The 12,116-nt window shown below is 69.6% G+C and carries 7 protein-coding genes; 3 read left to right on the top strand and 4 right to left on the bottom strand.

The window, feature by feature from the left end; genetic code table 11:
• Positions 1–2: 2 nt before the first annotated feature.
• Positions 3–2,165: a bifunctional serine/threonine-protein kinase/ABC transporter substrate-binding protein gene (locus QFZ67_RS02350; protein WP_307659408.1), complete on the top strand. Its 2,163-nt coding sequence runs from the start codon at positions 3–5 to the stop codon at positions 2,163–2,165.
• 2 nt (positions 2,166–2,167) lie between these two features.
• Here QFZ67_RS02350 and QFZ67_RS02345 read toward each other — a convergent pair whose 3' ends face one another.
• The 3 genes from QFZ67_RS02345 to QFZ67_RS02335 form a co-directional block, all read right to left on the bottom strand.
• The gene (locus QFZ67_RS02345) at positions 2,168–2,485 is read right to left on the bottom strand and encodes a hypothetical protein (protein ID WP_307659407.1); all 318 of its coding nucleotides are present in this window, start codon (positions 2,483–2,485) and stop codon (positions 2,168–2,170) included.
• An 87-nt stretch (positions 2,486–2,572) separates the two neighbouring features.
• Positions 2,573–3,181: a GPP34 family phosphoprotein gene (locus tag QFZ67_RS02340; protein ID WP_307659406.1), complete on the bottom strand. Its 609-nt coding sequence runs from the start codon at positions 3,179–3,181 to the stop codon at positions 2,573–2,575.
• A gap of 655 nt (positions 3,182–3,836) precedes the next feature.
• Positions 3,837–4,295, bottom strand: a complete 459-nt coding sequence (locus QFZ67_RS02335) for a DUF5709 domain-containing protein (protein WP_307659405.1) — start codon at positions 4,293–4,295, stop codon at positions 3,837–3,839.
• Positions 4,296–4,929: 634 nt separating this feature from the next.
• Here QFZ67_RS02335 and QFZ67_RS02330 point away from each other — a divergent pair.
• Together QFZ67_RS02330 and QFZ67_RS02325 are read left to right on the top strand one after the other, a co-directional pair.
• Positions 4,930–7,893, top strand: a complete 2,964-nt coding sequence (locus QFZ67_RS02330) for a LuxR family transcriptional regulator (protein WP_307659404.1) — start codon at positions 4,930–4,932, stop codon at positions 7,891–7,893.
• 589 nt (positions 7,894–8,482) lie between these two features.
• On the top strand, positions 8,483–10,162 hold the full coding sequence (locus QFZ67_RS02325) for a GDSL-type esterase/lipase family protein (protein WP_307659403.1): 1,680 nt from the start codon (positions 8,483–8,485) through the stop codon (positions 10,160–10,162).
• A gap of 190 nt (positions 10,163–10,352) precedes the next feature.
• Here QFZ67_RS02325 and QFZ67_RS02320 read toward each other — a convergent pair whose 3' ends face one another.
• Positions 10,353–11,936, bottom strand: coding sequence for a serine/threonine-protein kinase (locus tag QFZ67_RS02320; protein ID WP_307659402.1), 1,584 nt, complete (start codon positions 11,934–11,936; stop codon positions 10,353–10,355).
• Positions 11,937–12,116: the final 180 nt, after the last annotated feature.

Below are 12,116 nucleotides of genomic sequence, written 5' to 3'. Positions count from 1 at the left end.
TAATGCAGTCACTCACTGCGGGCGATCCGCCCGGTATCGGGGGCCATCGGCTGCTCGGCCGGCTCGGCGCGGGCGGCATGGGAGTGGTGTATCTCGCGCGCTCGCCGGGCGGCGCGCTGGTCGCGTTGAAGGTGATCCGTGCCGAGCACGCGGCCGACCCCGTCTTCCGGGCCCGTTTCGAACGGGAGGCGCGGGCGGCGAGCCGAATCTCGGGCCGCTGGACGACCACGGTCGCCGCCGCCGACCCGCAGGCCGATGAGCCCTGGCTGGCCACAGCGTTCGTCCCCGGGCCCTCGCTTTCGGAGGCGGTGTCCCGGTACGGGCCGCTGCCGGAGCCGAGTGTGCGCGTCCTGGGCGAGCGGCTGGCCGAGGCGCTCATCGAGGTGCATGCCGCGGGCCTGGTGCACCGTGATGTGAAGCCGGGCAATGTACTGCTCGCGCTGGACGGACCCCGGCTGATCGACTTCGGCATCGCACGGGCGGTCGGCGCGACCGCGCTGACCGCCACCGACTTGGTGATCGGCTCGCCCGGCTACCTTTCGCCGGAGCAGGCGCAGGCCGGCCGGGCAGGTGAGATCGGCCCGCCCAGCGACATCTTCTCGCTGGGTTGCGTCCTGGCATACGCGGCGAGCGGCCGCCGCCCCTTCGGCACCGGCACTCCGGCGGCCGTGTTGTTCCGCACGGTGCATGAGGAGCCCGAACTCGACGACCTACCCGGCCCGTTGCTGTCGCTCGTGACCGCCTGTCTGGCCAAGGCCCCGGACACACGGCCCACCGCTGACGGCATACGGGCCGAGCTGGCCGGTTCCGTCAGCCGGCCCGGCGAGTGGCTGCCGTCCGAGCTGCCCCGGCTGATTGCGGAACGCTCGGCACAGGTCCTCGAACTGCCCGACCCCGAGCCGCAGGAGACGACGCGGACTCATAACCGCGTCGCGGCGGCTCCCAATCGCCGCCGCTTCCTTGCGCTGGGCGGCTCGGCGGCGACAACGGCCGCGATCGGCGGAGGCATCGCGGCCTATCTGGCGAGCCGCCCCGACCGGGGCGGAGACGGTGGACAGGTCTCCTCCGGGCCGCTGCCGCGTCACACCGTCGGCCTCCAGACGGATCTGAGCGGCGGTGGCAAGGCGGTGGGCCGGGCCCAGGAACGAGGCGCGCGTCTTGCGGTCGAGGAGTTCAACGCCCGTAAGGACCGGCCTTTCGAGCTGACCCTCAAGGTCCTCGACGACGGCGGAGAGCCGACCCGGGCCCGGGCAGCCGCTGCCCAACTCGTCGCGGACCGCGCGGTGCAGGCGGTCATCGGCCCCTCCTCGGTCGCCGCCGCGGAGGCCGTTGCGGCTCAGTACCAGAAGGCGCTGCTGCCCGTGCTGACAGTCTCCGTCAGCACAGACCGTGTCTCGAGCGCCACCAATCGCGCTTTCTTCCAGCTGAGTCCGGACAGCAGCGTTCTCACCCTGGCCATGGTCCACTACTTCACCGTGGTGACGAAGGCGGACCGCACGGCGATAGTCGAGGATCTGGCGGCCGGGAAGGCGGGCTGGGAGCTGGCCAACAGCATCCAGGCGACGCCCCCGTCCGAGGGCGTCACCACGGTGCATCAAGTGGCGGCGACGAGCGACGACTTCGGGCCGGCCGTGGCTGCTGTGATGGCCGCCCGCGCCCAGGGCGTCGTCTTCGCCGGTACCTCCCCGCGCCGGGCCGCGCTCTGCGCCCGAGCGCTCCATGAGGCGGGATTCAAGGGCGCCCCGATGGCAACCGGAGCCGTGCTGGAGCCGGCGTTTTTGTCCGAGGCCGGTACGGCGGCCGAGGGCTGGCTCTTCTCCACGGCCTTTGTCGACGCGGCTGAGCAGCCGGGAGCCGAACATTTCGTCGCGGAATTCAAGAAGCGCTTCGGGGTGAGGCAGGTGGATCGGTACGCAGTTGAGGCGTACGACGCGCTGTTCCTCGTCGCCCAGGGTATGAGCGCGCTGGGCAAGGGCGGTGTGGAGCGCGGTGCGATGGTGCGCAGACTGCGGGAGCTCTCGTACAAGGGACTGGCGAAGACGATCGCCTTTGAACCGCTCACCCGGGTGATGCCGCCGGAGAGCGGCCAGTTCCTGTACCGCGTGGAGGGTGGCCGGGTGCGTTTTCTGGGGCACTACGCAAAGGTCAGGAGCGCGGGCTCCTGACTTCACGCGCCGAGAGTCTGCCTGGCCTCAGCCCACAGCCGCTCGAACTCCTCTGCGGGGACCTCACTGGCATGCGGCTGGTCCTGCCAGCCGTCGAGGCTGCCCTCGGCGAGAACGCCGTACTGCCGCTCATACCGGCCCATCGCCGCGAGATCGGCGTGGTCGCGCAGATGCAGCACCTCCTCAAGGGAAGCCGCTGTCACGGGCTTCGAGTCCGCCCCGCGGACCTCGACCTGACGAACCGCCCAGCTTTCGTCATCTGCCTCGAAGTACAGCCACAGGTCTTCGTCCTCGTAATAGGTGCGGAACCAACTGGTCATGCCGCATTCTCGCCCACCCTTCGGCCATGGACGCCACCCCGCCACCTGACCAAGAACATAGGGGCACCCCCCTCGCGCGTGCGGTCGTTATTCGCCTCGCCAAATGTTGTCGAAGGCCGCCCCCTCGATGGCTCGCCGTTGCCGTTCGACCGCCAGTTCCCTCAATGCATCATTGACGGCGGCGAGCACTGTCGCCACCGCGTCGTCGGCCACGCCGGGGGAGTCTCCAGCCCGCTCGTCGCCGATCCCGACGGACGCCGCAAGGGCGGCGAGGATGGGCTCATCCGATGTCCAGCGGTCCACCGCCAGGCGGCGAGCCGGCGAATCGGTCAACACCATCCGGCTGGTCCCGAACGGCATCCAGCGGTGGCGTCGTTTCCGAGTGAGCTGCCCTTCCGCCTCGAGCGCGGCCAGATAGGCCGCGGACAGGCCGCGGCCTCTGCGCCACAGCCAGTCGCCGACCGACTCGTACGGCGCTTGTCGGGCAAGCGACGACGCGGCCTCATCCAACAGGTGATCAGTTACTGCTTGCCCGTTGCTCGGCACGATGTGACCGCCATCCAGTCTGATGGCTTGAGCACCCAGGAGGTCGATCGCTTCGGCTCCCGCGAGCGCAAGCGACAGATCGCCTCGCTCCGGAGGGCTACCGGACGCCATGTCCATGGTGACGATCAACAGGTCTCGCGGTGTGGTCATGAATGGCTCCACGTCAGGGGCATCAGCAACCAGCCTGCCTCGGCGATTGTCGCTCGTGGTGACCACGACTGCCAGTGAGGGACACGGCATTCCCAGGGTTGAACCTGTCCTTGCCGCGAGGTACAGGCGGCAAGCCTGGCGAGTGCCGAGGCTCGGGCCGGGCAGCAGGCGAGTGCCGGCGACGCGTCGCTGAGCAGCTGGTCCGGCACCCCGCGTGAAGTCGAGCGGCAAGGTCAGCTGCCGTTGTCGGTGGCCGCCGCGATCGCTGCACGGATTTACTGCGCGTAGCCGGCGGCCGTGAAGTCCTGCCCGACACCGTCAACCAGGATCAGGTCACTGATCGTGTGGGTCTGTGCACAGGGCCAGGATCTTCCCGTCTCATGCGAAGGACCCCGCCTGAAGCCTCGCATCCCACCCCGTCTCCCGCCCGGTCGCCTTCCGTGCCCGCGCCGGGGGTGCTGCGTTCCTGAGGCACTCGACCGCACACTCCGCGCAGCGCGTGGAGTGTGCGGACAGCAGAAAGCTACGAGTGACGGACATCGCCGACCGCATCGAGCGGTTCCAGCGCCGCTACGCGTCCCCGGCCTCCGGGGACTGACCGCCGGATGTCCTGATGGGGCCGCCGAGCGGCGCGGCCCCCGCAGCCTTGGGCGGATCAGGACTGCTCGGATTCCGGGATCAGATGCATCGCCGCCTCCTCCGCCGAGGCGGCGCCGTCAATGCCGATGTCGGTAGCGATCAGATCCTTCTCCTCGTCGGAGTGGGCCCCCTCGTCAGGGGCCACAAGACGGCCGGCGCGGTCCGCCCCGACCTCGTCGTCGATCAGCTCGCCGTCGGTGTCCCAGGCGTCCCCCAGCCCGTCGCCCGCGGAAACAGTGACGTCCGGTGCCTCCTCGGCCAGCCGCTCATCAAGGCTCTCGCCCCGGCGCTGCTCCGCTGCAGTGGTGCCCACCCGCTCCACGGCCCACGGCCTCTCCGGCGGGGAGTACCCGTCGGAGAGGATCTGCAGCGCGGGATTCTCGAGCGTGTCCTCGGCGTCCAGCAGTCCGGCGTCGTCCTGCACCTCGGACCCGTCCGGCTGGTAGACCTCGTCGCCCATGGAGCTCTCGCTCATGTCTCCTCCTTACGGCCCCGTGCTTTCAGTTTCCGCCAGGCTGCGGCGCCGGGCGCCCCGTGGCGCCCAGGCAGCGATCTCGTGGTCCGTGCCCAGACGCGGGAGCGCTGTTCGAGGACCCTCCTGGCGTGTCCTTGGGGAGGTGGAGGGTGCCTGGGTCGGGTTGGTGGTCTCCGTGGATTTCCGCATTGCGTTTGCCGTAGGCGTCGCGGACCAGCTGCTCCAAGGAAGCGTTGGTGGTGGCGAGTTCCGGGTCCAGGGAGAGCAGAGCCGTGGCGCCGGTGGCCATCTGCGCACCGCCCGCCCGCGTTGGTGATGCCGTCGGTGGCGGTGATCGTGACGGTGGCTCGGCGCGACAGTGCGGCTACGACGCGGCGTGAGCCACATCTCTCGCCCTTTGCCTCAGAGGGTCATTCTGGCGTGCGGGCACTCAGTGGAATCTGAAATTCCAGATATGCCTCCTTTGCTAAAGCTTGAGACCTGCACCCTTGCGATCCGAGTGAACCGCCGTCAAGGATATGTATGCGCTTACAGGGGGCGTATGCGTGCCTGCCTGCGGCGTTCCCAGGGTGCCGCCGGAAGACAGCCCGTTGCACGTAATTCGTCCCGCAGTGGAGAACTCGGAAGGAGATCAATGTTCGCCGTGCCGTCACTGGGGACCGACGGCCCCCTGGTCGGGCGGGAAACGGAGACGGCCCGGCTCGCGGGGATGGTGGAGGCCCTCGGGTCCACGCGGGGCGCTGTGCTGGAGATCGCGGGAGATCCGGGCATCGGCAAGACCCGGCTGTTGGGTGTTCTGGCGGAGCTGGCCGAGAGGCGCGGGGTTCGGGTGGCGCGAGCCCATGCCACGCGCCGGGGCACTGCCCCGTACCAGGTGTTCCGGGACGCTTGGGGGGACCGGTCAGGCTTCTGCCGGTTTCCGGCCACCGCCGACGGTCTCGGCGCGACGCCGGCACCTCAGCGGCCGTTGACTGTCGACGGATCGCTGTTCCGCGCCATTCGAACCCTTCTTGCGGACTGGGCAGTAGAGGGGGGAGGAGGCCTGCTGCTGCTGGACGACTTCCACCTGTGCGACCAGGAGTCGGCGGCTCTCGCCGCCCAGCTCATCCGCACCCCCATGTCCGGTCCCTTCCTTCTCGCCATGGCACACCGCCCCCGGCAGACCCCCGCCGCGCTCCTTGAGGCACTGGACTGCGGTGTGCAGACCGGATCCGTGGTGCGCATCGAACTGGCTCCGCTGGACCCCGGCGCGGTGGCCACGCTGCTCGAAAGCTGGCGGGTGGGTGTGGGCTCTTCCGCCTTGGCGGGTATGGCGTCCAGCGGTGAGGCTTTGGCTGGTGGCGGCGGCTCGAATGGGCGGCTCGACTCCAGTGCGTACGCCGGGCCGTTGTATGACGCTTCCGGGGGCACCCCTCGCAGTGTCCGGATTCTCGTGGCCGCGGGGTGGCGGCCCGACGGGTACCCGGAACGCCCTGGTGCCGACCGGGACGGGCTGCTGCGTGAGGTGGCGGGGCTGACCGCAGAGCTGGATGCGCTCACTCCGGACGCTTCTACGGCCGCAGACGCGGCGGCCGTTCTTGGTGACCTGTTCTGCCCTGCGGACGTGGCGGAGGTTTCCGGACTCGGTCTGGGCCGCACATTGGGTGCCCTGGCCGAGCTCAGCCGTGGCGACGTGGTGCGACCGCTGGCGTGTGGCGGGCGGTTCGCCTTCCGTGACCGCGTGCTGCGCCATGTCGCCCATGAGCGTACGGAGCCTTGCGTCCGGCTTTCGGTCCACCGCCGGGCGCTGGAGTTGTTCACCCGACGCGGTGCCTCCGCCGCAGCGCGGGCCCGGCACGCCGAACATGTCCTGGGCGCGGACAGCACCGCGGCCCTGAGTGTACTGGCCGAGGGCGCAGCAGAGGTCATTGCCGAAAACCCCGGTACCGCGGCCCGGTGGCTGCGCCTGGCGCTGCACGCCCTGCCGGGCCACGACCGCGACAGCCCGCCCCGCACCACACTGATGCTCGCCCGCTGTCGCGCCCTGTCCGCCGCCGGACGTCTCGAGGAAGCCCGCGCCCTCGCCCATGAGTTGCTGCGCGACCCCTCGAACCTCCCTGCGGACCTGCGGTTGAGTACATACGCTGTCTGCGCCGGGATCGAGCGGCTGCTCGGCCGGTACGAAGAAGCCGAGGCCTTGGCACGTACCGCTCTCGATCGGCTGCCGCGGCCCCTGCCCGCCCAGGCCGCCGAACTGGCCTTCCAGTACGGACTGGTGCACCTGCTGCGCGGAACCTACCAGCGGGCACGCCCGACGGTCCGCGAGGCCGCGCGGGCGACGGCGAAGGCCGACGATGCGGCACACATGGAGCTTCGGGTCCTCGCGGCATGCGGCGACGCCTACCGCGGAGACCTGACCACAGCCGCACCCGAAGCCACACAGTTGGCAAGGCTGGTCGACGCCCTGCCGGACGCCAGGGTGGCACGTCCCCCCGAACTGCTCGCCATGCTCGGTTGCTCCGAGCTCTACATGGAGCGCTTCTCGGACGCGTCCCGGCATCTGCGCCGGGGACTGACGATCGCCAGTGGCGGCCCGCAGCAGCGCATCATGATGCATCATCAACTGTGGCTCTCCACTCTCGACCAGTGGACCGGGCGACTGGACGGGGCCGAGCACCGGGCACGGGAGGCGGAAGGCCTCGCCCGCGCCATCGGGGCGGACGACGCGGTGGGGCTGGCCATGACCATGCGTGCCTCTGCACTGATGTGGGCCCGAGGACGACGGGAAGCAGCCGAGATCGTCGCACTCGCCGAGCAGGGCGCCCGCAATACCTTGCCCGGCCGGAACTGGTGTGTGAGCTCCGCGGCCGGACTGCTGGCCCAGATACAGCTGATGAACGGGGACCCCTCCGGCTGCCTGCGGACCTTGCTCGAGCAAGGGGGCGGTGAGAACCTTCCGCTGCTCCAGCGGCCGTTCCGCCCCTCGCTGCTGGCCATGCTGTCCACGGCGGCGCTCCAATGCTGTGACGTAGGCGCCGCCCGCCGCTGGGCCCGGCACGCGGACGCGGCGGCGGAGCAGCTGGGACTGCCCGTCCAGCAGGCGTACGTCCACCAGGCGCGGGCCCTGCTCCATGTTTCGGACGGCGAGTACGACGCGGCGGCCAAGCTGTTCGAGCAGTCGGCGGAGGCTTTCCGGCTCGCCGGGATGCCGGTGCAGCACGCCTGGACTCTGGTGACCGGAGCCCGCTCGGTCGAGGCGGCGCACGGCCCGGCGATCGCACTGCAGTGGCTGGACACGGCGATGTTCGTGTCCCGGACTTGCGGGGCACTGCGCGTCCGGGAGCAGGTGATACGGGTACGGGGCAAGCTTGGGACGCGCGGGTCCGCTCGCTCCTCAGCGGCCGCCGTGGGGCCGGCGGAGCTGGGCCTGCTCACCGAGCGGGAGCGCGAGATCGCCCAACTAGCGGCTGCGGGCAAACGCTCGCGGGAGATCGGGGAGCAGCTCTTCCTCAGCCCCAGGACGGTGGAGACCCACCTGTCCCGGATCTACCGCAAACTCGACGTCTCCTCCCGCGCTGCCCTGGCCCGCATCCTCCACCATGCCTCCGTCGACCACTGATTCCGCGACGGCTCCGTCTCCTCGCGGAACAGCCGCATATGTATGCCACCTGTGGAGGCCGCCCGGGCGTGCCCGCCTCACCTTAGGTGTGGCCCAGCTTGCAGGCTCTCAGTCGAGTCCTGCGGGCTGCTACGACCAGGCGCTCGGTCTTCGAGTCGTTCCGGGTGAGCCAGGGCGGCCAGCTGGGTCAACAAGGGTGTGAACGCGGCCTGGAGCCTCTGCGGGGCTTTGCCACTGGCAATCCCCAATGTCGCCGAGGCGCGGTCGGCGCGAGCTCGGGCGCTTCGGGAACGCCGCCTTCCAACGGGCCGAGGGTCCCACGGACCAGCTGGACATCGGCAGGCTTCCAGGCCCCGAGTGGCCTGTGACCGCGAGTGGATGACGACGAGCCGGACGGCGTCGGCGGCGGCCGAAGTTGTGGGGTCTTCCCCAATGCTACGGGCCTGGTTGGCAGAAGAGACTCAGCGTGAGCCCGGGGCCGGACCCGTTTTCCCCGAGGCTCCCAATTCATGCCAACCCCCCAGGAGAGGTCTGTTCTGTGACCAAACGTCATGGGCGTCATGCCCGACCGAAACGCCAGAACCCGGTCGTGCGTCGCGCAGCGATCGTCAGCGGCCAGGCGATCGGAGTCTCCGCCCTGCTCGGGTCGCTCGCCGGTACAGCCAATGCGGCGGCCGGCGACCCGGGGCACGTCCGCATCACCGTGGTCGGCGACTCGTACACCAGTGGCGAGGGTGCTTCGGCGGGTACGTACAAGACCGTGCAGGTGACTGGAGCCGAAGGCTCGGTCCTGAACCAGATCGACCCTGCCCATCAGTCCGCGTCCGCCCCGACTCTCCGGGCCATCGACAAGATCGCGCAGGAGAATCCCAATGTGACGTTTGACGTGACGTTCGTCCCGGTCTCGGGGGCGACCCGCGCCTCGTTGTACGAGACGGTACGGCCGGGGACGGAGTTCGAGCATTCGCCTCAGATAGACGCGGTCAACGGCGCCAACATCGTGATCGTCGGCGTCGGCGGCAACGACGCGGGGTTCGGCAACCTGGCGCAGACCGTGGTCACTTCCAGGGAGTCGACCACGGAGCAGAAGTTTCCCGGCCTGATGGGACCGCTGCAGGACGGGACGTACCTCGACGCGCAGGCGGCGGTGTACCAGGACATCGCCTCCCGGGCCGCTCCGGGCGCCACGATCGTCACCCTCGGCTACCCGAAGGTCATGCCCGACACCATCCCCGGCGGCTCTCCCTCGCCCGTGAGCGAGTTGCTGATCAGCAACCGCGAGGCCCAGCTGGTCAATGAGTTCGGGTCGACCATCAACTCGCTGAACCAGCAAGCGACCCAACTGGCGGCGCAGCAGACCGGTGCCAACGTCACGTACGCGGATGTGTCACAGGCGCTGTCCGGGCACGAGCTGTTCTCACCGCAGGAGGGCCTGAACGGCCTCGACTTCCTCAACGTGCAGGGTTCGTACCACCCCAATGACCTCGGCCAGGCACTCATCGCCAACACTCTGACTCCGGCAGTGAACGGGGCGGTCATTCACGAGCTGGGCAACCAGGGACTCGTCGGCCCGCCGGCCCCGGAGCCGGACCCGCTGCCACCCGTCGACCCGGCGCCGGAGAACCCTCCGGCGCCGGCTGACCCGGTGGTGCCGGATCCGATCACGGATCCGATCACGGACCCGGTGGTGCCGGATCCGATCACGGATCCGATCGCGGACCCGGTGGTGCCGGATCCGATCACGGATCCGATCGCGGACCCGGTGGTGCCGGATCCGATCACGGATCCGATCGCGGACCCGGTGGTGCCGGATCCGATCACGGATCCGATCGCGGACCCGGTGGTGCCGGATCCGATCACGGACCCCATCACGGACCCGGTGGTGCCGGATCCTGTGGTGCCGGATCCTGTGGTGCCCGACCCCATCACGGATCCGGGCTTCTCCGACCCGGGCTTCTCCGACCCGGGCTTCACGGGCCCCATCACGGATCCGGGCTTCACGGACCCCGGTTTCTCCGACCCCGGCTTCACGGACCCCGGTTTCTCCGACCCCGGCTTCACGGACCCCGGTTTCTCCGACCCCGGCTTCACGGACCCCGGTTTCTCCGACCCGGCTTCACGGACCCCGGTTTCTCCGACCCCGGCTTCACGGACCCCGGTTTCTCCGACCCGGGCTTTTCCGACCCCGGTTTCTCCGACCCCGGCTTCACGGACGTCGGCTTCTCCGACGCGGGCTTCTGACCCAGGAGCAGACGTCCCAGCGTTCTGACCCGATCACGGCCCGTGTGCCATCCGGCTGAGGGGCGTGAGCTGAATACCCTGCGCTGCAGCCGTGCGCGGATCGCGTGTGAAAGTACGCGCGATCCGCGCCGACACGCAGGCGATCGTCAATCTGGCCATTGCCCTGCGGGAGTTGCAGGACACCGCCCGTGCGGAGGAGGCGGCCGTCGACTGGTCTGTTAAGGCATCGTGCTGGATCGGGGCCGGAAGTAGGTGCCGGACGACTGTTCTCCGGTGACCGTGGCGACACAGCGGAATACGCGCAGACCGTTGGTGTATTCGGTCTGCGAGGGCGGGAGCACATCGACAGTCCACCCGGTGGGGGCGATCTTCAGTGCTTTACCCAGCCGGGACTTCGTCATGACGTCGCGTGAGCAGAGCTTGCGCACGTCCGGGTGGTTCGCCAGTTCCTGCTGGTTGATGGTCATCCCGTCCGTGGGCAGCGGGGCGATGGCAAAGGTTTCCCACGGGTGCTCAACCGTGCAGTCCGAGCGGTTGACGCTGACGATTCCGGTTATGACGACCATGCCGCCCCAGCACTCGGCGGTTGTGGTGCAGCGGCCGTTCACACCGTCCACCGATGCCGCCGGGCAGTCCTTGGTGGTCGTCGGCACCTTGAAAACAGTCTTGGCGGACGATTTCTCGCCTTCGGGAGTCGTGCCTCCTGTGGATGTGCGAGAGGGCGAGGCAGACTCATTGGCCGACTGTTGGTTCTGGTAGGCCAGCACTCCGGCCGTGCCGAGGACGGCCGCGGCCAGTGTCAGGACCGGGACGACCAACCGCAGGCGGAGACCCTTCCTCCCCCGGCCCGCTGTCACGACGGGCTGCGTCTCCGCGCCACTTCCTGAACGCAGAGACGGAAAGCCCTGTGTCGCCTGCGGCAGCGGGGGATTCCCGCTCGCCGGGGTGGACTGGACGTACGGGGCGGCGGGCGCTGTGGTGTTGTGGAGGTCGAGGCCGGCAAGGGCGTCCCGCAATGCCTCGGCGCTCGGCAGGCGGTGGGCGGGGTCCGGGGCCATGGCCTGCCTGAGGACCTCGGTCAGCGCAGGGGGTGCGCCCGGCAGGTCGGGTATGGGCAGGCCGTGCCGCGTGATGAGTTCCGCGATGCTGAGGCTGCCCTCTTCGGGGAAGTGGGGCGGGCGGCCGAGTACAAGGGCGTAGATGGTCGCGCTGAGCGAGTACACGTCCCCAGCCGGCGTTGGATCGGTCAGGAGGAATGCCTCCGGCGGGGCGTACGCCGGGGTCAGCGCTTCCCTCGTCACCGACAGTTCGTGCCCCGGTCGCGGCATGGCGGCGAGCCCGAAGTCAGCAAGAGCGACCCCGCCGTACTGGTTGATCATGATGTTGCCCGGCTTGATGTCCCGGTGCAGCACTCCGGCGGCGTGCGCCGCGGCCAACGCGTCGGCGATGCGCACGCCAACATCTCGCGCCTCCTGCAGAGGAAACGGACCGTGTCGGTGGAGCCGGTCGCCCAGAGAACCGCCCGGGCACAGTTCCAGCACCATGTACGGGCGGCCGTCGGCGAGTACACCGGCGTCGTACACCGCGACCACATGCGGGTGGCCCGACAACTGTCCGGCCGCGGTGACCTCGCGCATGAACCGCTGACGGTCGCGGGCGGAGGACAGCACACGGCCGTCTATCTTGAGCGCGACCTCCCGGCCCACGGCGAGCTGGCGCGCGCGGTACACGGTGGCGAACCCGCCCTGACCGAGGACTTCGACGACCTCGTATCCGGGCAGGTCCACGTGTTCGGTCCGCATCTTCGTATCCCCCAAGAAGGCTCCCCCAGCTGTGTGGACGTGCCGTGTATCAGGGGGTAGAGCGAGACTGTAACCCACGCCGCCGACCGGGCATCCATTCCGGGCTGAGCCTCCCAATCGGCCCTTGTCGGAAGCATCGGTAGAACTACGTAGCCGGGTACGGAGGTTCTCCGACCGGCC

It is taken from the genome of Streptomyces sp. V1I1 (genome assembly GCF_030817355.1).
Taxonomy (GTDB): Bacteria; Actinomycetota; Actinomycetes; order Streptomycetales; family Streptomycetaceae; genus Streptomyces.
The sequence above is the reverse complement of the archived record's forward strand: the minus strand, read 5'-3'. Positions and strand labels throughout refer to the sequence as shown.